This is a genomic window from Pseudomonas sp. P42, from assembly GCF_017973755.1.
Lineage (GTDB): Bacteria > Pseudomonadota > Gammaproteobacteria > Pseudomonadales > Pseudomonadaceae > Aquipseudomonas > Aquipseudomonas iridis.
In genome coordinates, this window is sequence record NZ_JACOPU010000002.1 from 778,985 (window position 1) to 800,387 (window position 21,403).

Annotated in this window: 17 protein-coding genes; 11 read left to right on the forward strand and 6 right to left on the reverse strand. The window is 59.5% G+C overall.

Features of this window, described 5'->3' with window-relative positions; genetic code table 11:
• Positions 1 to 58 precede the first annotated feature (58 nt).
• A complete protein-coding gene (locus H8B20_RS08530; protein ID WP_042560378.1) occupies positions 59 to 1,453 on the reverse strand; it encodes a class II fumarate hydratase in 1,395 nt (464 codons plus the stop codon).
• A gap of 194 nt (positions 1,454 to 1,647) precedes the next feature.
• Between H8B20_RS08530 and H8B20_RS08535 the strand changes: the two genes are divergently transcribed.
• From H8B20_RS08535 to H8B20_RS08565, 7 genes are all read left to right on the forward strand, one after another.
• The gene (locus H8B20_RS08535) at positions 1,648 to 2,163 is read left to right on the forward strand and encodes a DUF2059 domain-containing protein (protein WP_210622839.1); all 516 of its coding nucleotides are present in this window, start codon (positions 1,648 to 1,650) and stop codon (positions 2,161 to 2,163) included.
• 12 nt (positions 2,164 to 2,175) lie between these two features.
• Positions 2,176 to 2,472: a BolA family protein gene (locus H8B20_RS08540; protein ID WP_210622840.1), complete on the forward strand. Its 297-nt coding sequence runs from the start codon at positions 2,176 to 2,178 to the stop codon at positions 2,470 to 2,472.
• 181 nt (positions 2,473 to 2,653) lie between these two features.
• A complete protein-coding gene (trhO, locus tag H8B20_RS08545; protein ID WP_210622841.1) occupies positions 2,654 to 3,595 on the forward strand; it encodes an oxygen-dependent tRNA uridine(34) hydroxylase TrhO in 942 nt (313 codons plus the stop codon).
• Between the two features lie 35 nt (positions 3,596 to 3,630).
• Positions 3,631 to 4,233 (forward strand): DsbA family protein, encoded by a 603-nt coding sequence (locus H8B20_RS08550; protein WP_181818512.1) that lies wholly within the window; start codon positions 3,631 to 3,633, stop codon positions 4,231 to 4,233.
• Positions 4,226 to 6,052 carry an ABC transporter ATP-binding protein gene (locus H8B20_RS08555; RefSeq protein WP_210622842.1) on the forward strand — a complete coding sequence of 609 codons (1,827 nt, stop codon included), beginning with the start codon at positions 4,226 to 4,228 and terminating at the stop codon, positions 6,050 to 6,052. Before H8B20_RS08550 ends, H8B20_RS08555 begins: the two co-directional genes overlap by 8 nt.
• A gap of 202 nt (positions 6,053 to 6,254) precedes the next feature.
• On the forward strand, positions 6,255 to 8,714 hold the full coding sequence (locus tag H8B20_RS08560) for an EAL domain-containing protein (protein WP_210622843.1): 2,460 nt from the start codon (positions 6,255 to 6,257) through the stop codon (positions 8,712 to 8,714).
• Positions 8,715 to 8,793: 79 nt separating this feature from the next.
• The gene (locus H8B20_RS08565) at positions 8,794 to 9,555 is read left to right on the forward strand and encodes an iron-containing redox enzyme family protein (RefSeq protein ID WP_215729250.1); all 762 of its coding nucleotides are present in this window, start codon (positions 8,794 to 8,796) and stop codon (positions 9,553 to 9,555) included.
• 136 nt (positions 9,556 to 9,691) lie between these two features.
• Here the strand turns inward: H8B20_RS08565 and H8B20_RS08570 are convergent, their stop codons facing one another.
• From H8B20_RS08570 to H8B20_RS08590, 5 genes are all read right to left on the reverse strand, one after another.
• Positions 9,692 to 10,618: a GGDEF domain-containing protein gene (locus H8B20_RS08570; RefSeq protein WP_042560370.1), complete on the reverse strand. Its 927-nt coding sequence runs from the start codon at positions 10,616 to 10,618 to the stop codon at positions 9,692 to 9,694.
• A 361-nt stretch (positions 10,619 to 10,979) separates the two neighbouring features.
• Positions 10,980 to 11,720, reverse strand: a complete 741-nt coding sequence (locus tag H8B20_RS08575; RefSeq protein ID WP_210622845.1) for a YciK family oxidoreductase — start codon at positions 11,718 to 11,720, stop codon at positions 10,980 to 10,982.
• Between the two features lie 112 nt (positions 11,721 to 11,832).
• Positions 11,833 to 12,504, reverse strand: coding sequence for an N-acetylmuramic acid 6-phosphate phosphatase MupP (gene mupP, locus H8B20_RS08580; protein WP_210622846.1), 672 nt, complete (start codon positions 12,502 to 12,504; stop codon positions 11,833 to 11,835).
• Positions 12,505 to 12,508: 4 nt separating this feature from the next.
• Positions 12,509 to 13,207 (reverse strand): bifunctional 2-polyprenyl-6-hydroxyphenol methylase/3-demethylubiquinol 3-O-methyltransferase UbiG, encoded by a 699-nt coding sequence (ubiG, locus tag H8B20_RS08585; RefSeq protein WP_042560367.1) that lies wholly within the window; start codon positions 13,205 to 13,207, stop codon positions 12,509 to 12,511.
• Between the two features lie 58 nt (positions 13,208 to 13,265).
• Complete coding sequence (locus H8B20_RS08590; RefSeq protein WP_210622847.1) at positions 13,266 to 14,600, reverse strand: TRZ/ATZ family hydrolase; 1,335 nt, start codon at positions 14,598 to 14,600, stop codon at positions 13,266 to 13,268.
• Positions 14,601 to 14,708: 108 nt separating this feature from the next.
• On the opposite strand from H8B20_RS08590, the gene mtnA reads away from it, so the two are divergent.
• The 4 genes from mtnA to pheA all read left to right on the forward strand — a co-directional run bounded on the left by mtnA (position 14,709) and on the right by pheA (position 21,393).
• Positions 14,709 to 15,785 (forward strand): S-methyl-5-thioribose-1-phosphate isomerase, encoded by a 1,077-nt coding sequence (gene mtnA, locus H8B20_RS08595; RefSeq protein WP_047302451.1) that lies wholly within the window; start codon positions 14,709 to 14,711, stop codon positions 15,783 to 15,785.
• A gap of 424 nt (positions 15,786 to 16,209) precedes the next feature.
• The gene (gene gyrA, locus H8B20_RS08600) at positions 16,210 to 18,984 is read left to right on the forward strand and encodes a DNA gyrase subunit A (protein WP_042560364.1); all 2,775 of its coding nucleotides are present in this window, start codon (positions 16,210 to 16,212) and stop codon (positions 18,982 to 18,984) included.
• Positions 18,985 to 19,213: 229 nt separating this feature from the next.
• Positions 19,214 to 20,299 (forward strand): 3-phosphoserine/phosphohydroxythreonine transaminase, encoded by a 1,086-nt coding sequence (gene serC, locus H8B20_RS08605; RefSeq protein WP_210622848.1) that lies wholly within the window; start codon positions 19,214 to 19,216, stop codon positions 20,297 to 20,299.
• The gene (gene pheA / locus H8B20_RS08610) at positions 20,299 to 21,393 is read left to right on the forward strand and encodes a prephenate dehydratase (protein ID WP_007908404.1); all 1,095 of its coding nucleotides are present in this window, start codon (positions 20,299 to 20,301) and stop codon (positions 21,391 to 21,393) included. Before serC ends, pheA begins: the two co-directional genes overlap by 1 nt.
• Positions 21,394 to 21,403 lie beyond the last annotated feature (10 nt).

Below are 21,403 nucleotides of genomic sequence, written 5' to 3' on the forward strand. Positions count from 1 at the left end.
CCTACAGTTGGAATGCGTTCCCCTGTAGGAGCTACCGCAGGCTGCGATCTTTTTGCTTCTAGCCTTTGGCGCCCGCCTCGATCATGTTCTCCGGCCGCACCCACGCATCAAACTCTTCATCAGTCAGATAGCCCAACTCCAGCGCCGCTTCGCGCAAGGTCAGACCTTCGCTGTAAGCCTTCTTGGCGATTTCTGCGGATTTGTCATAACCGATGTGCGGGTTCAACGCCGTCACCAGCATCAGACCGCGCTCCAGATGCTGGGCCATGACCTGCGCATCCGGCTCGAGTCCTGCGATGCAGTGCTGCTGGAAGTTGCTGCAACCGTCACTGAGCAAGCGGATCGATTGCAGCAGGTTGTGGATGATCACCGGTTTGTACACGTTCAACTGCAAGTGGCCCTGGCTCGCGGCAATGCCGATCGTCACGTCATTGCCCAGCACCTGGCAGGCGAGCATCGACAGCGCTTCGCACTGGGTCGGATTGACCTTGCCCGGCATGATCGAGCTGCCCGGCTCGTTGGCCGGCAAGCGCACTTCAGCGAAACCTGCGCGGGGGCCCGAGCCGAGCAAGCGCAAGTCGTTGGCGATTTTCATCAGGGCCACGGCGAGGGTTTTCAACGCGCCGGACAGACTGGTCAGCGGTTCATGACCGGCCAGCGCGGCAAATTTGTTCGGCGCGGTGATGAAGGGCAGGCCGGACAACGCAGCGAGCTCTGCCGCAATGGCCTCGCCAAAACCGTGCGGCGAATTCAGCCCGGTACCGACGGCGGTACCGCCCTGTGCCAGTTCACACACCGCCGGCAGTGCCGCGCGGATCGCCCGCTCGGCGTAATCCAGTTGCGCTATGAAGCCCGACAATTCCTGACCGAAGGTAATCGGCGTCGCGTCCATCATGTGCGTGCGGCCGGTTTTCACCAGTTTCATGTGCCGCGCGGCCAGTTCAGCCAAGCCACCTGACAGCTCGGCAATCGAAGGCAGCAGCTGCTCTTGCACGGCTTTGACCGTGGCGATGCTCATGGCAGTGGGGAAGCAGTCGTTGGAGCTTTGCGAGCGATTGACGTGATCGTTCGGGTGGACCGGGGTCTTGCCGCCGCGTGGATTGCCGGCCAGTTCGTTGGCACGACCGGCGATCACTTCGTTGACGTTCATGTTGCTTTGAGTGCCGCTGCCGGTCTGCCAGACCACCAGCGGGAACTGGTCGTCGTGCTGGCCGTCGAGGACTTCGTCGGCAGCCTGCTCGATCAGGCGGGCAATGTCGGCGGGCAGGTCACCGTTGCGGTCGTTGACCCGCGCGGCGGCTTTCTTGATCAGGGCCAGGGCGTGCAGTACCGGCAGCGGCATGCGTTCCTGACCAATGGCGAAGTTGATCAGCGAGCGTTGCGTCTGAGCACCCCAGTATGCGTCGTCCGGGACCTCGATCTGGCCCAGGCTGTCGGTTTCGATACGGCTCATCGTGCACACTCCTGTTGGTCTGTTTGCGCAGTTTAGGCCGGTGTCGGCCCTGGTGGTTCCCTCGAATCGATTGTTGACCGGTAAAACCCCGCCAATCAAGCGCGGCAAGGCTTTGGGGGTTGAGCCGCGATGAATGTTAGGCGCAGAATGGGCGCCCTTGGGGTTTTACCTCGCCTAGCTGAAAAGGAAACTCGATGACTCGTCTTCGTGCCATCTGCACCGCAGTAGCCCTGGTTTGCGCCAGCGGCCAGGCCCTCGCCGATACCGCCAGCCACAACGCCAGTGCCGAAGCTTTCCTGACTCTGGCGCACGCTGACAAACTGGGCACCCCGGTGTACATGCAAGTACAGCAAATGTTTGCCCAGCGTTTTGAACAGACCAAAGCCCCGGAAGCCAAGAAAGCCGTGCTGGAAACCTATCAGGCCAAGGCTAACGCTGCGCTGGACCAGGCCATCGGCTGGAACAAGCTCAAGCCGGACATGGTCAAGCTCTACACCAGCAACTTCAGCGAGTCCGAGCTCAAGGACCTCGTCGCGTTCTACAAGTCGCCACTGGGCAAGAAAGTCCTGGAAAAAATGCCGCAGCTGACTCAGCAATCGGCCCAGATGACGCAGGGCAAGCTGGAAAGCGCCGTGCCGGTAGTCAACAAGCTGCTGGAAGACATGACCAAAGAGCTGGCCCCTGCAGCTCCTGCGGCCAAGAAGAAGTAAGCGGAGTTCGTGATGACCATGCAACAACGCATCGAATCCACGCTGGCGCTGCTTCAGCCTGAGCATCTGCAAGTGCTGGATGAAAGCCATATGCACAGTCGTGGGTTACAGACTCACTACAAGGCCGTGGTAGTCAGCGCGCAGTTCGAAGGGCTGAGCCGGGTCAAGCGCCACCAGAAAGTCTACGGCACGCTTGGCGAGCTGATGGGTGAGTTCCATGCGTTGGCGCTGCACACCTACACCCCGCAGGAATGGGCAGAGACTGGCGCCGCCCCCGCGTCGCCAACCTGTGCCGGAGGAGGGCATTAAAAGCAGCTGCATGCTTTGAGCTTCAAGCCGCAAGTTAAAGCACAGCGCTATTGGCTTGTCGCTTGAAGCTCGCCGCTCGAAGCCGCTTTTTTGCTAGAATCCGCAACGCGCCGCTCACCCGGCGCGTTTTTTTTCGCATCCGGTTCACCCTTTACGAGGGTAGCCACCTGGAGAAATACCCATGACACAACCGATTGTCGTGGCGGCACTGTATAAGTTCGTCACCCTCGAAGATTACGTCAACCTGCGCGAGCCACTGCTGCAAGCGATGGTCGACAACGGCATCAAAGGCACCTTGCTGATTGCCGAAGAAGGCATCAACGGCACGGTTTCCGGCACTCGCGAAGGCATCGATGGCCTGCTCGCCTGGCTGAAGAACGACCCGCGCATGATCGACATCGACCACAAAGAGTCGTACTGCGACGAGCAGCCGTTCTACCGCACCAAGGTCAAACTGAAGAAAGAGATCGTCACCCTCGGTGTTGACGGCGTCGACCCGAACAAAAAGGTTGGCACCTACGTTGATCCGCAAGACTGGAACGCGTTGATCAGCGACCCTGAAGTGCTGTTGATCGACACGCGCAACGATTACGAAGTGTCGATCGGCACCTTCGAAGGCGCCATCGATCCGAAAACCACCAGTTTTCGCGAATTCCCCGACTACATCAAAGCGCACTTCGACCCGGCCGTGCACAAGAAGGTCGCAATGTTCTGCACCGGTGGCATCCGCTGCGAAAAGGCATCGAGCTACATGTTGGGCGAAGGCTTTGAAGAGGTTTACCACCTCAAGGGCGGCATTCTGAAGTACCTCGAAGAGGTGCCGCAGGAAGAAACCAAGTGGCAGGGCGACTGCTTTGTGTTCGACAACCGGGTGACTGTGCGCCACGACCTTACCGAAGGCGACTACGATCAATGTCATGCTTGCCGCACACCGGTCAGCGTTGAAGATCGCACCACCGAGCACTACGTCGCTGGCATCAGTTGCCCGCATTGTTGGAACACGCTGAGCGAGAAGACTCGCCGCAGCGCCATCGACCGGCAGAAGCAGATCGAACTGGCCAAGGCCCGCAACCAGCCGCACCCGATCGGCTTTAACTACAAGCAAGCATCCACCGAGGCTTAACCATGTCTGCGCGCCTGCTCTATGTGATGGATCCGATGTGTTCCTGGTGCTGGGGATTTGCTCCGGTGGCCAAGGCGCTGGTCGAGCAAGCGCAGGCAGCTGGGGTCGAGCTGCATCTGGTGGTGGGCGGATTGCGCACCGGCAGCGGTTCGGCGCTGGAGCCGACCACCCGCCGCTACATTCTTGAACACTGGCAAGCGGTCACCGAGGCCACGGGTCAGCCTTTCAAGCTTGACGGTGCGTTGCCCGAGGGTTTTGTCTACGACACCGAGCCTGCCTGCCGTGCGATTGTCACTGCACGCAGCCTGGCGCCGGATTGTGCGTGGAAACTGGTCGGACTGATCCAGCAGGCGTTTTACGCTGAAGGTCGCGACGTCACTCAGGCCAGCGTACTGGTCGAGTTGGCGGAGCAGGCGGGCGTGCCGCGCATCGAGTTTGCTGCGTTGTTCGACCATGCCGATCAACACAAAGCCACTCAGGCCGATTTCAGCTGGGTGCAGGACCTCGGCATCGCCGGATTCCCCACGCTGCTCGCCGAACGCAACGGCCAGCTGGCATTGCTGACCAACGGTTATCAACCGCTCAGTGAGCTGTCGCCATTGCTGGGCCGATGGCTGGAGCGCGCAGCCTGTGCCTGACCGGGCCGATGACACGCCAGCCGCAAAGCGTATCGACCGGCTGAGCTGGGCAGAAGTCCGGCGACTGGCACTCACTCACAAAAAATCCCTGTGGATCGCCAACGGCGTCGCCGTTCTGGCCACGCTGTGCAGCGTGCCGATTCCGTTGCTGCTGCCATTGCTGGTGGACGAAGTCCTGCTTGGCCACGGCGATGCGGCGCTGAAGGTGATGAATCACCTGTTACCGACGATGTGGCAGCAAGCGGCGGGCTATATCGGCCTGATGCTGGTGGTCACCTTGACCCTGCGTTGCGGCGCGTTGGGCTTTGGCGTGTTGCAGTCGCGGCTGTTTGCGCGTTTGGCCAAGGACATCGTCTATCGCATTCGCGTGCGCTTGATCGAACGGCTGAAGCGTATTTCCCTCGCCGAATATGAAAGTCTGGGCAGCGGCACGGTGACTACCCATCTGGTCACCGATCTCGACACCCTCGACAAGTTTGTCGGTGAAACCCTCAGCCGGTTTCTGGTGGCGATGCTGACGCTGGTTGGCACCGCGAGCATCCTGATGTGGATGCACTGGAAACTGGCGCTGCTGATTCTGCTGTTCAACCCGTTGGTGATCTACGCCACAGTGCAGTTGGGCAAACGCGTCAAACACCTGAAGAAACTCGAGAACGACAGCACCGCGCGTTTCACCCAGGCGCTGAGCGAAACCCTCGACTCGATTCAGGAAGTGCGGGCGGGCAACCGTCAGGGTTTCTTCCTCGGCCGGCTCGGTTTGCGGGCGCAGGAGGTGCGTAACTACGCGATCAATTCGCAATGGAAAACCGACGCCTCCAACCGTGCCAGTGGCCTGCTGTTCCAGTTCGGTATCGACATCTTTCGCGCCGCGGCGATGCTCACCGTGCTGTTCTCCGACCTGTCGATCGGGCAGATGCTCGCGGTGTTCAGTTACCTGTGGTTCATGATCGGTCCGGTGGAACAACTGCTCAACCTGCAATACGCCTATTACGCGGCGGGAGGGGCGCTGGCGCGGATTAACGAACTGCTGGCGCGGGCCGATGAGCCGCAGTATCCGGGCGGCGTCGATCCGTTCAAGGGCCGCGATACCGTGGGCATTGAGGTGCAAGGCCTGAGCTTCGGTTACGGCGATGAACCGGTGCTGGATCAGTTGAACCTGTCCATTGCGCCCGGAGAGAAAGTCGCGATTGTCGGCGCCAGTGGCGGTGGTAAAAGCACCCTGGTGCAATTGCTTCTGGGGCTGTACACGCCGCTGGCCGGGACGATTCGCTTTGGCGGTTCGACCCAGCAGGAAATCGGTCTTGAGACGGTTCGGGAAAACGTCGCGGTGGTGTTGCAGCATCCGGCGCTGTTCAATGACACCGTACGCGCCAACTTGACGATGGGCCGCACGCGCAGCGACGAAGCCTGCTGGCAGGCGCTGGAAATCGCTCAGCTCGAACCCGCGATCCGCGCCTTGCCGGATGGACTCGACAGCATCGTTGGCCGTTCCGGCGTGCGTTTGTCCGGTGGTCAGCGCCAGCGCCTGGCGATTGCGCGGATGATCCTCGCCGAGCCAAAAGTGGTGATCCTCGACGAGGCCACTTCGGCCCTCGACGCTGCCACCGAATACAACCTGCATCAAGCCTTGGCGCGGTTCCTACATGGCCGCACCACGCTGATCATTGCGCACCGGTTATCGGCAGTGAAGCAGGCTGATCGGGTGCTGGTATTCGATGGCGGACAAGTGGCCGAAGATGGCGATCACCAGCAGTTGATTGCCGACGGCGGGCTGTACGCCAAATTGTATGGCCATTTGCAGCAGATTCAGTGTCCCTGAGTTTCTTGCCCTTTTTTGCCCTCAGTGTGTGAATATCATTGAGTAAACCTGCTCGGAAAGCCTCTAAAGATCAGTCGGTTGCACGATCAGCGTTGCAGACGGCCGAGCTGTCCCTTTGACATATCAAAAATTAGCCTAGGCTGAGCTGTCAGGAGCGGGATTTTACGGTTGTTCATCTGGCAGTACTTGCGCAAGGGATCTCATGGAGCAAAAGCGGACTTTCGGAACGCCACGATTGTTGGGCATCGTCTGGCCATTTATTGCCGTCGTGTTGTTTCAAGCGTTATTGGGGGGCGTGAGCCTTTACGTGCTGTCGGCCGTTCGCGGCTACGTTGCTGGGGAAAGTCTCTGGTCCAAGGGCCAGAAAGATGCCATCTACTACCTCAATCTGTACGCGGACAGTCGCGACGAAAAGATATTCCTCAAATACCAGACCGCGATTAGCGTCCCCCAGGGCGGTCATCAGCTCCGTCTGGCGCTGGATCGTCAACCGCCGGATCTGGCCGCTGCACGCGAAGGCATCCTCAAGGGTGGCAACCATCCGGACGACGTCTCCAGCGTGATCTGGCTGTACCTCAACTTCCGTCATTTCAGTTATCTGGAGACTGCCATCGACCGCTGGACGGTGGGTGACGCTTATCTGATCGAGCTGGATGATCTCGCCCGCGAGATGCACCGCAGTATTTCCGAGAATACCGCCAGCAGCGCCGATATCCTGCGCTGGAAGGCGCAGATCTTTGCGATCAATGATGCCGTGACTCCGGCGGCGAAAGCCTTCAGTGATGCCTTGGGCGAAGGCTCGCGGATGATCCTGCGACTGTTGCTGGCGATCAACCTGGCCACGGCGCTGGGGCTGATCGTGCTGGCCTTGTTGCGCACCCAGAAATTGCTCAAGCAGCGCCACGCTTTTGCCGAGGCGCTGCAATTGGAAAAGGATCGCGCGCAGGTCACCCTGCAATCGATCGGCGATGGCGTCATCACTACCGACGTGACGGGGGCCATCGATTACATGAACCCCGCCGCCGAAGCCATGACCCACTGGAAAGCCGAACAGGCCGCCGGTTTGCCGCTGGCGGCGCTGTTCAATTTGCTTGATGACAACGCCCAGGCCGAAGGTCTGACGCTGATCGAACACATTCTCAGTGGTCAACTCGGTGGCGGCAGTGAACACTCAAAGCTGATCCAGCGCCTGGACGGCAGCACGTTGTCGGTGACGCTGGTCGGTGCACCGATCCGCAATGCGGGCAAGGTCAGCGGCACGGTGCTGGTGCTGCACGACATGACCCAGGAACGCCAATACATCGCCAATCTCTCCTGGCAGGCCACCCACGATGCACTGACGGGGCTGGCTAACCGCCGCGAGTTCGAATATCGCCTGGAGCAGGCGCTGCACACCCTCACGCGGCAAGCGGGGCGACACGCATTGATGTTCCTCGATCTGGACCAGTTCAAACTGGTCAACGACACCTGCGGCCATGCGGCGGGCGATGAACTGTTGCGACACATCTGCACGCTGCTGCAATCAGGCCTGCGCGAGGGCGATACGCTGGCGCGGCTTGGCGGTGACGAGTTCGGTATTCTGCTGCAGAACTGCTCGCCGGAGGCGGCGGAGAAAATTGCCGAGGTGCTGCGTCAGACCGTGCAGAACCTGCATTTTGTATGGAAAGGGCGACCATTCCAGACCACGGTCAGTATCGGCCTGGTGCATATCACGCAAACCCCGACGACCCTCGAAACCTCGCTGCGTGCGGCAGATATGGCCTGCTACATGGCCAAGGAAAAGGGCCGCAACCGGGTGCAGGTCTATCACGCCGACGACTCTGAACTGTCGCTGCGCTTCGGTGAAATGGCTTGGGTGCAGCGTTTGCACATGGCGCTGGAAGAGGACCGTTTCTGCCTCTTTGCCCAGGAGATCTCCCCCCTCAAACCAAGTGAGGGCAAGGGTGGGCACATTGAGATTCTCCTGCGTCTGCATGATGAAGCCGGCCGAATGATTCTGCCCGACAGTTTCATTCCTGCTGCTGAACGTTATGGCTTGATGAGTCAGCTGGATCGCTGGGTAGTGCAAAACGTGTTCAAGGTGATTGCTCAATGTATTGCGCAAGAACATGAAGGCCCATTAGCGATGTGTGCGATTAATCTGTCAGGCATTACTATAGGAGATGACGCGTTTTTGAACTTTCTGCGCGAGCAGTTTGTTAACTATTCAATACCGCCTGAAATGATTTGTTTTGAAATTACTGAAACCAGTGCAATTTCAAACTTGGGCAGTGCAATTAGATTTATTAATGAACTCAAAGGCTTAGGTTGCTACTTCTCTCTGGATGACTTTTGTGCCGGAATGTCTTCATTCGCTTATCTGAAACATTTGCCTGTAGACTTCCTGAAGATCGACGGGAGTTTCGTAAAGGATATGCTGGACGACCCGATTAACCGCGCAATGGTCGAAGTGATCAATCACATCGGGCATGTCATGGGTAAGCAGACAATTGCCGAGTTTGTCGAAACAACTCAGATCGAGCAGGCATTGCTTGAAATTGGTGTGGATTACGCACAAGGTTATGTTATTGAGCGTCCGCAATTGTTTACCTGTGACAGTTTGCAAAGTCGGCCCGCCAGACCGCAACCACTGTTGTTCAAAGCGCCTGGCACGTTCCGTTGAAATCTCTCGCCGATCCTTACAATCACAAATCAAAAGGAGCCGAACAGTGATCGACACATTCAACCGAAGCGGACCACTCATGGAAGCCGCAAGTTATCCAGGCTGGGCACAGCAGCTGATAGATGATTGCAGCGAGAGCAAGCGCCGGGTTGTCGAACATGAACTTTACCTGCGCATGCGTGATAACAAACTCAGCGCCAAAACCATGCGCCAGTACCTGATCGGGGGCTGGCCGGTCGTTGAGCAGTTCGCCTTGTACATGGCGCAGAACCTGACCAAGACCAGATTTGCCCGTCATCCCGGCGAAGACATGGCGCGGCGCTGGCTGATGCGCAACATTCGCGTCGAACTCAATCACGCCGATTATTGGGTGCACTGGAGTCGCGCGCACGGTGTAAGCCTTGAGGATCTCCAGGCCCAGCATGTGCCGCCTGAACTGCATGCCTTGAGTCATTGGTGCTGGCATACCAGTTCCGCCGATTCACTGATTGTGGCCATCGCCGCGACCAACTACGCCATCGAAGGTGCGACCGGGGAGTGGTCGGCGCTGGTCTGTTCGAATGGCGTGTACGCTGCGGCATTCCCTGAAGAGGATCGCAAGCGTGCGATGAAGTGGCTGAAGATGCACGCCCAGTACGACGATGCTCATCCATGGGAGGCGCTGGAAATCATCTGCACTCTGGCTGGCATGAGCCCGAGCAAGGCCTTGCAAGTCGAATTGCGTCAGGCCATCTGCAAGAGCTACGACTACATGTACCTGTTCCTGGAGCGGTGCATGCAATTGGAAACGTCCGAACGCTTGCTGGTAAGCCGTGAGCGCCGGGCCGTGCTCGAAAACTGATTATCGGCTTCGCTCAAAGCTAATGTGGGAGCGAGCCTGCTCGCGAAGAGGGCGTGTCAGTCAGCACTCGGTTGACTGACACACCGCTTTCGCGAGCAGGCTCGCTCCCACACTGTTTTGTGCTGTCTGGAAGGATTCAGCCCGCCATTGCCAACCGATTACGCCCCTCACGCTTGGCCACGTACAGCGCACTGTCCGCGCGGCGCAACAGGCTTTCTGCCGATTCACCCGGTAGCAGGGTGGAGCAACCCAGGCTGACCGTCAGCTCGATCAGTTGACCATCGGCGTAATACTCCGCCGCTTGCGCCGCATAACGCAGACGCTCGCCGACCATCGCCGCCGCTTCCCGGCTGGTGTTGGACAGCATGATCAGAAACTCTTCCCCGCCATAACGAAAGACCATGTCGACGTTGCGCAACTGGCTCTTGATCGACGCAGCTACGGCTTTAAGCACGTCATCTCCTGCGCTGTGGCCGTGACTGTCGTTGACGCGCTTGAAGTGGTCGATATCCAGCATCAACACCGACAGCGGCTGCACATGCCGTCGAGACATCTCGATCTCGCGTTGCAGCGTCTGCTCCATTGCGATGCGATTGCCGGCGCCGGTCAGCGGATCACGCAACGCGCTCTGGGTAGCTGCTCGGTACAGCAGGGCATTGCGCATCGGGTATAGCAGCGACGACAGTAGCGATTCGAGATTGCCCTGATCCTGCTCGTTGAAGCGGTGATTGCGGCGGAACACCACTTCGCCCATGTGCTCGCCTTCGTGGCTCAGGCTGTAGCTGACGGAATGGTGGCCGCGTGCGCCGAACTCCAGGCGCAAATCGCTGCCCTTGTGCTCATAGCTCAAGGCGTCAAGCGGCACAAGGCGTTGAACCTCGCGGAAAAACAGACCGAGTATGCGTTGCGGTTCGAGACTGGTTTGCAATTGCAGGCTCATTTGCTGGCGCAATTGCGTCAGGCTGGTCGGGCGTTCCAGAAGTGGAGGAAGCTGACCAAAGCCCAGGCGTTGCAATTTGGCACTGTCAAAGTCAATTGCATTGGTCTGGGAGGGTGATTTCATGTGGCGTGAGCCCCTAAGCAGTAAGTCTGTCTTACAGGCTGGGTGAGAGCGGCTATGGGCTGCGCGTCGTACTGATCCATCAGTCCCGTAGGACATTTGGCGTAAGTTTAGTCTGCCTGATGACGATTAGTAAGCTATCGAACCAGGCCTCGCCCCACTGCCTTCACACGGCATGCTTTGTGGGAAATTAGAGCGAAAGTCGTGCCATTCAGTTCGGTTTTATTTAAACCCATATGAATCAATGGCTTGTGAAATTGCGAGGAGGGGAGGTGCTGGATATTTGACTTTATTGTGACGGCCGATAGCGGCAAATGACTGCCGCGGCAGTAATCCGCCGCGGCTACAAATGCGACGTATGGCATTACTGTGCGTTGAATGCCTGGCCGTTGATACCGGTGCTGTCGGGGCCCATCAAGTAGAGGTAGACCGGCATGATGTCCTCCGGAGTCGGATTGTTCAGCGGGTTTTCTCCGGGATAGGCCTGCGCTCGCATGCTGGTGCGGGTGCCGCCCGGGTTGATGCTGTTGGAGCGCACCGGCGCTACGCCGTCGACCTCATCCGCCAGGGTTTGCATCAGGCCTTCGGTGGCAAATTTCGACACACCGTAGGCGCCCCAGTAAGCACGACCCTTGCGACCAACACTGCTGGAGGTAAACACCACCGACGCATCCTGGGAAAGCTTGAGCAGCGGCAGCAGCGTGCTGGTCAGCATGAACATGGCGTTGACATTGACCTGCATGACACGCATGAAATTTTCCCCGGACAACTGCTCGATCGGCGTGCGCGGGCCGATGATCGAGGCGTTGTGCAGGAGGCCGTCGAGGTGGCCGAACTCGGTCTCGATCATCGCTGCCAGTTCATCGTATTGATGGGGCAGGGCGGTTTCGAGGTTGAAGGGGATGACTGCTGGTTGCGGATGGCCGGCCGCTTCGATTTCGTCGTAGACCTGCGTCAGATTGGCTTCGGTCTTGCCCAGCAGCAGCACGGTGGCACCATGGGCGGCATAGGTTTTCGCGGCGGCCGCGCCAATGCCACGACCGGCACCGGTGACCAGAATGATCCGATCCTTGAGCAATTCGGGACGAGCGGAATAATCAAACATAAAAACCTCACAATCCGTTAATAGCTAAAAGATCGCAGCCTGCGGCAGCTGCTACATGAGTTGGATAACTCCCCTGCAGGAGCTGCCGCAGGCGGCGATCTTTTGACTTTGATCAGCAGCTGCAGAGCGCGCTATCCAGTACCTTGCGCAACTCCAGCGGATGATCCACCACCACATCCGCGCCCCAATGCCGCGGGTTGTCGTCCGGATGGATGTAGCCGTAGGTTACCGCGGCCGTTTTGGTCCCGGCGTCGCGCCCCGACTCGATATCGCGCAAATCATCGCCCACAAACAGAACGGTCGATGGATCCAGATCAAGCATCTTGCACGCGAGAATCAGCGGCTCCGGATCCGGCTTGCTGTTCTTCACGTGATCCGGGCAGATCAGCAGCGCCGAGCGCTCGGCCAACCCCAGTTGCTGCATGATCGGCTCGGCGAAACGCACAGGCTTGTTGGTGACCACGCCCCAGATCAGGTTGGCCTTTTCGATGTCGGCCAGCAGTTCGCTCATGCCGTCGAACAGTTTGCTGTGCACCGCGCAACCGACGAGGTAACGCTCAAGGAACTCCAGACGCAGTTCCTCAAAGCCCGGCGACTCCGGGTCCATCGAGAACGTCACCGCGACCATGGCTTTGGCGCCACCGGAAATCTCGTCGCGGATGTGCTTGTCGTTGATCGGCGGCAAGCCGCGATCCGCGCGCATCGCCTGGCAGATGGCAATGAAGTCTGGCGCGGTGTCGAGCAGAGTACCGTCCATGTCGAAAAGAACTGCTCTGATGGCCATCGGCTTATTCCTCGCGCAGGGTCTGGATCATGTAGTTGACGTCAACGTCGTTGGCCAGTTTGTAGTGCTTGGTCAGCGGGTTGTAGGTCAGGCCGATGATGTCCTTGACGGTCAGGCCGGCCAGGCGGCTCCAGGCCCCCAGCTCGGACGGACGAATGAATTTCTTGAAGTCGTGGGTGCCGCGCGGCAGCAGCTTCATGATGTATTCGGCGCCGATGATCGCGAACAGATACGCCTTCGGGTTGCGGTTGATGGTCGAGAAGAACACCTGGCCGCCCGGCTTGACCATGCGGTAGCAAGCGGCGATGACCGACGATGGATCAGGCACGTGTTCGAGCATTTCCAGGCAGGTCACGACGTCGAACTGCTCGGGCATTTCCTCGGCCAGGTCTTCGGCGGTGATCTGGCGGTACTCGACGCTGACGCCGGACTCCAGTTGATGCAACTGCGCGACCGCCAACGGCGCCTCGCCCATGTCGATGCCCATGACGGTGGCACCGCGCTGGGCCATGGCTTCACTGAGGATGCCGCCGCCGCAACCGACGTCGAGGACTTTCTTGCCGGCCAGATTGACCCGTTCGTCAATCCAGTTGACCCGCAGCGGGTTGATGTCGTGCAGCGGTTTGAACTCGCTTTCACGGTCCCACCAGCGATGGGCCAGGGCTTCGAATTTGGCGATTTCGGAGTGGTCGACGTTGCTCATGGTTCAATCCTCTAAAACTTGAAAAAGGCTGTAGCCCCGCGGGTTGGCTGCGAGGTGTTTACGATTCGGTGTGGCCGCTGATGCGCTGGCCCCAGGCCCGGGCGGTTGCGCCCAGTTGCTGTTCATCCATGCGCGTCAGGCGCCGGTCGTCGAGCAGTTGCTTGCCGGCGACCCACAGGTGTTTCACGCAATCGCGCCCGGTGGCATATATAAGCTGCGAAACCGGGTCATAGACCGGCTGCTGCGCCAGGCCGGACAGGTCGAAGGCGACGATGTCCGCGGCTTTGCCGATTTCCAGCGAGCCAACCTGCGCTTCGATTCCCAGTGCGCGAGCACCGTTGAGCGTGGCCATGCGCAACGCTCGATGGGCGTCGAGCGCAGTGGCAGAACCGGCGACAGCTTTGGCCAGTAGCGCTGCGGTACGGGTTTCGCCGAGCAGGTCGAGGTCATTGTTGCTCGCCGCACCATCGGTGCCGACCGCGACATTCACACCAGCCTGCCACAAACGCTCGACCGGGCAGAAACCGCTGGCCAGTTTGAGGTTCGATTCCGGGCAGTGGATCACGCTGGTGTTGCTTTCTACCAGCAACGCCAGGTCGTCATCGCTGATCTGCGTCATGTGCACAGCCTGGAAGCGCGGCCCGAGCAGGCCCAGTCGGCCTAGACGGGCCAGCGGCCGTTCCCCGCGCTGCTCCACTGCTTGCTGCACTTCGAACGCCGTTTCGTGGACGTGCATGTGAATCGACGCGTCCAGCTCCTCGGCGATCACGCGGATTTTCTCGAGATTTTCGTCGCCGACGGTGTAGGGTGCATGAGGGCCGAAGGTGATCTTGATGCGCTCGTGATGCTTCAGATCGCCGAACAGCTCGACACCTTGGCGAATGGCCTCATCGGCGCTGGAGGCGCCGGGAATCGGGAAGTCGAGGATCGGAATGGCGATCTGCGCGCGAATGCCACTGTCATGCACGCGTTCGCTGGCGACTTTGGGGAAGAAATACATGTCCGAAAAGCAGGTGATGCCGCCCTTGATCTGCTCGGCGATGGCCAGATCGGTACCGTCACGAACGAAGTCTTCATCGACCCATTTGGCTTCGGCCGGCCAGATGTGGTTTTCCAGCCAGGTCATCAGCGGCAGATCATCGGCCAGGCCACGGAACAGCGTCATTGCCGCATGGCCGTGAGCGTTGATCAGGCCGGGGCTGAGCAGGACGCCGGGCAATTCGCGCACTTCAGCGGCGTTCCACTTCAGTGCGTCGCTGCGCGGGCCGATAAACACGATGCGACCGTCGCGGATGCCCAGGCCATGCTCCTTGAGCACAACGCCTGCGGGTTCGACGGGTACCAGCCAGGTTGGCAGCAATAATAAGTCGAGCGCAAGGACAGGTTTCGGCATCGAGGGTCGGTTCCAGTGCTTTTGTAAAGGATGGCGAAGTATACCCGAGCGTCTTCGCGGGGGGATCGCTATAATCGGCGGCTTTTGTTCATGAGTGCGGGGTGTGGGATGCGCGATCGACTGTTGGCTGCGGAGAAAGTAAAGGCCATCGATTGGCGAGATGGCGCGCTCCACCTGCTGGATCAGCGTATTTTGCCGTTCGAGGAAACCTGGATCGCTTACACCAGCGCCGCCGGCGTGGCCGAGGCGATCCGTTCGATGGTGGTGCGGGGCGCGCCGGCGATCGGCATCAGTGCGGCTTATGGCATTGTGCTCGCGGCGCGTACGCGGGTGGCCGAAGGTGGCGACTGGTACGCCGCGCTGGAAGAGGATTTTGCCCTGCTGGCCGATTCCCGGCCGACGGCGGTCAACCTGTTCTGGGCGCTGGGCCGCATGCACGATCGGCTCGATCGCCTCAAAGGCAATGCCGATCCGCTGGCAGCACTGGAAGCCGAGGCCATCGCCATCCACGAAAGTGATCGCGAGGCCAACCTGACCATGGCCCAGCTCGGCGTCGATCTGATCCGCAAGCATCAGGGCAACGCTCAGGCGATTCTCACCCATTGCAATACCGGCGCTCTGGCGACGGGTGGTTTTGGTACGGCGCTTGGCGTCATTCGTGCGGCATTTCTCGAGGGCATGGTCGAGCGCGTCTATGCCGACGAAACCCGGCCGTGGCTTCAGGGTTCGCGCCTGACAGCATGGGAGCTGGCCAACGAAGGCATCCCGGTCACCCTGAATGCCGATTCTGCCGCCGCGCACATCATGAAAACCAAAGGCGTGACCTGGGTGATCGTCGGTGCTGACCGGATCACCGCCAATGGCGACGTGGCCAACAAGATCGGCACTTATCAACTGGCGGTCAACGCCATGCATCACGGTGTGCGTTTTATGGTGGTGGCGCCGAGTTCGACCATCGACATGAATCTGGCCAGCGGCGACGAAATTCCGATTGAAGAGCGCGATGGTGCCGAATTGCTGGAAGTCGGCGGCAAGCGTGTTGGCGCTGACGTTGAGGCGTTCAACCCGGTGTTTGATGTGACACCGGCGGATCTGATCGATGCCATCGTTACCGAAAAGGGCATCGTCGAGCGGCCGGATACGGCGAAAATGGCCCAGTTGATGTGCCGCAAGCGCCTGCATTGATTGGCTTGACGTTTGCGTTGACCTCTTCGCGAGCAGGCTCGCTCCCACAGGTTTTGTGCTCGCCGCCGATCCTGTGGGAGCTGGCTTGCCAGCGATGAAGCCCTAAAAGTCAATAAACATCCTCAAACCAAGCCCGAATTCTGCATTCAAAGAAGCTCTGAGCCTCTCTCGTCCCCGTTAAGCCTGTCACCAGTCAACTAACTATGCTCCATGCGCGTCTGGGGGATAGGTGCGTGGCGGCCTTTGTGATAACATCCGGCGTTTTCCGAGGCCGCTCCACGGAGCTGTCTTTACTGCGCAAATCCACTCTCCGGAATGTTGATTTGTCGTAAGTCGGCGCACGGCACTCTGCCGTGCCCGACGAGCTTCGTTGCTCCCACATGGATATGACGAAGTTTCACCAGAAAAAGGAATCAGGCTTCTCATGGGCGAACTGGCCAAAGAAATCCTCCCGGTCAATATCGAAGACGAGCTGAAGCAGTCCTACCTCGACTACGCGATGAGCGTGATCGTCGGCCGTGCACTGCCGGATGCGCGCGATGGCCTCAAGCCCGTGCACCGTCGCGTACTGTTCGCGATGAGCGAGCTGGGCAACGACTACAACAAGCCGTACAAGAAATCTGCCCGTGTTGTCGGTGACGTGATCGGTAAGTATCACCCGCACGGTGATACTGCGGTGTACGACACCATCGTCCGCATGGCTCAGCCTTTCTCCCTGCGCTACCTGCTGGTCGACGGTCAGGGCAACTTCGGTTCTGTGGACGGCGACAACGCCGCGGCCATGCGATACACCGAAGTGCGCATGACCAAGCTGGCGCACGAGCTGCTGGCCGACCTGCACAAGGAAACCGTGGACTGGGTGCCGAACTACGACGGCACCGAGATGATCCCGGCGGTCATGCCGACGCGGATTCCCAACCTGCTGGTCAACGGCTCCAGCGGTATCGCCGTGGGCATGGCGACCAACATTCCGCCGCACAACCTCGGTGAAGTCATCGACGGTTGCCTGGCGCTCATCGACAACCCTGAGCTGACCGTCGATGAACTGATGCAATACATCCCCGGTCCGGACTTCCCGACCGCCGCGATCATCAACGGTCGCGCCGGCATCATCGAAGCCTACCGCACCGGTCGCGGGCGCATTTACATGCGTGCCCGCTCGATCATCGAGGACATCGACAAGGTCGGTGGCCGTCAGCAGATCGTCATCACCGAACTTCCTTACCAGTTGAACAAGGCGCGTCTGATCGAGAAGATCGCCGAGCTGGTTAAAGAGAAGAAACTCGAAGGCATCACCGAACTGCGCGATGAGTCCGACAAGGACGGTATGCGCGTCGTGATCGAGCTGCGTCGCGGTGAAGTGCCTGAGGTGATCCTCAACAACCTCTACGCCCAGACCCAGCTGCAAGCGGTGTTCGGCATCAACATCGTCGCGCTGATCGACGGCCGTCCGCGGATCCTTAACCTCAAGGATCTGCTGGAAGCCTTCGTCCGTCACCGCCGCGAAGTCGTCACCCGCCGTACCGTGTTCGAACTGCGTAAAGCCCGTGAACGTGGCCACATCCTTGAAGGTCAAGCGGTTGCCCTGTCGAACATCGATCCGGTGATCGCCCTGATCAAGGCTTCGCCGACCCCGTCGGAAGCCAAGGAAGCGCTGATCAAGACCGCGTGGGAATCCTCCGCCGTGGTCGCGATGGTTGAGCGCGCTGGTGCTGATTCGTGCCGTCCTGAGACACTCGATCCGCAATACGGTCTGCGTGAAGGCAAATACTTCCTGTCGCCAGAGCAGGCGCAAGCCATTCTGGAACTGCGTCTGCACCGTCTGACCGGTCTGGAACACGAGAAACTGCTGGCCGAGTATCAAGAGATCCTCAACCAGATCGGCGAGCTGATCCGCATCCTCAACAGCGCCGTGCGCTTGATGGAAGTGATTCGCGAAGAGCTGGAAGTGATCCGTGCCGAATACGGCGATGTGCGTCGCACCGAAATTCTCGATGCACGCCTCGATCTGACCTTGGGTGACATGATCCCGGAAGAAGAGCGCGTCGTGACCATTTCCCACGGTGGCTACGCCAAGACCCAGCCATTGGCTGCGTACCAGGCTCAGCGTCGTGGCGGTAAAGGCAAATCGGCGACTGGCGTGAAGGATGAGGACTACATCGCTCACCTGCTGGTTGCCAACAGCCACACCACGCTGCTGCTGTTCTCCAGCAAGGGCAAGGTGTACTGGCTCAAGACCTACGAGATCCCGGAAGCGTCCCGCGCTGCCCGTGGTCGTCCGCTGGTCAACCTCTTGCCATTGAGCGAGGGTGAATACATCACCACCATGCTGCCGGTCGATCTCGAAGCCATGAAGCGTCAGGCTGACGAAGAAGAAGCGGAAGGCGCCGAGGCTGATGTAGAAGAAATCGAAAACAGCAACGAGACCGACGAAGAGCGCCGCGCGCGCATCAAGGCGGCCGATCGCAAGAAGGCGCCGTTCATCTTCATGTCGACCGCCAACGGTACCGTCAAGAAGACCCCGCTGGTGGCCTTCAGCCGTCAGCGTAGCGTTGGTCTGATCGCGCTGGAGCTGGACGAAGGCGACATCCTGATTTCCGCGGCCGTCACCGACGGCGAGCAGGAGATCATGCTGTTCTCCGACGGCGGCAAGGTCACTCGCTTCAAGGAATCCGAAGTTCGCGCCATGGGCCGTACCGCGCGCGGTGTGCGTGGTATGCGTCTGCCGGAAGGTCAGAAGCTGATTTCCATGCTGATCCCGGAAGAAGGCAGCGAGATTCTCACCGCTTCCGAGCGCGGTTATGGCAAGCGTACCGCCATCACCGAGTTCCCTGAGTACAAGCGTGGCGGTCAGGGCGTTATCGCCATGGTCAGCAACGAACGTAACGGCCGTCTGGTCGGTGCGGTTCAGGTGCAGGACGGCGAAGAGATCATGCTGATTTCCGATCAGGGCACGCTGGTGCGTACCCGTGTCGACGAAGTGTCGAGCCTGGGTCGTAACACTCAAGGTGTCACGCTGATCAAACTGGCCAAGGATGAAACCCTGGTCGGCCTGGAGCGGGTTCAGGAGCCTTCGGAAGTCGAAGGTGAAGAGCTCGAAGGTGAAGAGGGCGAGGAGTTCGAAGGCAATGTCGTGATCGACGATGCAGTCGAAGACCAGCAGCTCGACGCCGCAGCAGACGAAGAACCGCAAGAATAAGCGGACAAGCGAGGGGGCGGATGAGAATTCGCCCCCTTGTTATTTGTCCGGTATGAATTTTCGACATCATGGAGATCCCCTGTAGGAGCGAGCCTGCTCGCGAAAGCAGGCGCTGCGGTACCTTCGAAGCCGCGGTGATGCGTTCGCGAGCAGGCTCGCTCCCACAGGGCCGTGTTGATCAATAGTGCGATTTATTGCGTGATACCACCAAATCAGAGCGAGATTGGATGTGAGCAAGCGAGCCTATAACTTCTGCGCCGGTCCTGCGGCGCTTCCTGAAGCTGTCCTGCAGCGCGCCCAGGGTGAACTCCTTGATTGGCATGGCAAGGGCTTGTCGGTCATGGAAATGAGCCATCGCAGCGATGAGTTCGTGTCCATCGCCACCCAGGCCGAGCAGGATCTGCGTGACCTGCTGAATATCCCGTCGAACTATAAAGTGCTGTTTCTGCAAGGTGGCGCCAGCCAGCAATTTGCACAGATTCCACTGAACCTGCTGCCTGAGGGCGGCTCGGCCGACTATATCGACACCGGTATCTGGTCGCAGAAAGCCATCGAAGAAGCCTCGCGTTACGGCCATGTCAACGTTGCCGCCACCGCCAAGCCTTACGACTATTTCGCCATCCCCGGCCAGAACGAGTGGAACCTGTCGAAAGACGCCGCTTACGTTCATTACGCCCCGAACGAAACCATTGGCGGTCTGGAATTCCAGTGGATTCCGGAAGTCGGCGACGTGCCGCTGGTTGCTGACATGTCTTCGGACATTCTGTCGCGTCCAGTCGATGTCTCGCGTTTCGGCATGATCTACGCCGGTGCACAAAAGAACATTGGTCCAAGCGGCATCGTCGTCAACATCATTCGTGAAGACCTGCTGGGCAAGGCTCGTGCGCTGTGCCCGACCATGCTTGACTACAAGGTCGCGGCCGACAACGGCTCGATGTACAACACGCCGCCGACGCTGGCCTGGTATCTGTCCGGTCTGGTGTTCCAGTGGCTCAAAGAGCAGGGTGGTGTCGAAGCCATCGCCAAGCTGAACGATGCCAAGCAGCGCACGCTGTACGACTTCATCGACGCCAGCGGTCTCTACAGCAACCCGATCAACAAGTCGGATCGCTCGTGGATGAACGTGCCGTTCCGTCTGGCCGATGATCGTCTCGACATGCCGTTCCTGGTCGGTGCCGAAGAGCGTGGTCTGCTCAACCTCAAGGGCCACCGCTCTGTGGGCGGCATGCGCGCCTCCATCTATAACGCCGTCGACATCACCGCCGTTAACGCGCTGGTGGCGTACATGGCTGAATTCGAGAAGGAACACGGCTGATGTCCGAGCAAGAACTCAAGGCACTGCGCGTTCGCATTGACGCTCTGGACACCAAAGTCATGGAGCTGATCAGTGAGCGTGCGCGTTGCGCCCAAGAAGTTGCGCGAGTAAAGATGGCCTCGCTGGCCGAAGGCGAAGTGCCGGTGTTCTATCGTCCTGAGCGCGAAGCCCAGGTGCTCAAGCGAGTGATGGAGCGCAATCAGGGGCCGTTGGGCAACGAAGAAATGGCGCGGTTGTTCCGCGAAATCATGTCTTCGTGCCTCGCGCTGGAGCAGCCGCTGAAAGTGGCTTACCTCGGCCCTGAAGGCACCTTCACTCAGGCTGCGGCCATGAAGCACTTCGGTCACGCGGTGATCAGCAAGCCGATGGCGGCGATCGACGAAGTGTTCCGTGAAGTGGCGGCCGGTGCGGTGAATTTTGGCGTGGTGCCGGTGGAAAACTCCACCGAAGGCGCGGTCAATCACACCCTCGACAGCTTCCTCGAGCACGACATGGTGATCTGTGGCGAAGTCGAGTTGCGCATTCACCATCACCTGTTGGTCGGTGAAAACACCAAGACCGACAGCATCAGCCGCATCTATTCCCATGCTCAGTCGCTGGCCCAGTGCCGCAAGTGGCTGGATGCGCATTACCCGAATGTCGAGCGCGTGGCGGTGTCCAGCAACGCCGAGGCGGCCAAGCGGGTCAAGGGTGAGTGGAATTCGGCGGCGATTGCCGGCGACATGGCCGCCGGTCTGTATGGCCTGACGCGTCTGGCCGAGAAGATCGAAGATCGTCCGGACAACTCCACGCGCTTCCTGATGATCGGTAACCAGGAAGTACCACCAACCGGCGACGACAAGACCTCGATCATCGTGTCCATGAGCAACAAGCCCGGCGCGCTCCACGAGCTGCTGGTGCCGTTCCATGACAACGGGATCGACCTGACCCGCATCGAAACCCGGCCGTCGCGCAGCGGCAAATGGACCTACGTATTCTTCATCGACTTCGTCGGTCACCACCGTGATCCGTTGATCAAAGGTGTGCTGGAAAAGATCAGTCAGGAAGCCGTAGCACTCAAAGTGCTGGGTTCCTACCCGAAAGCAGTTCTGTAAGGGGCGGTAG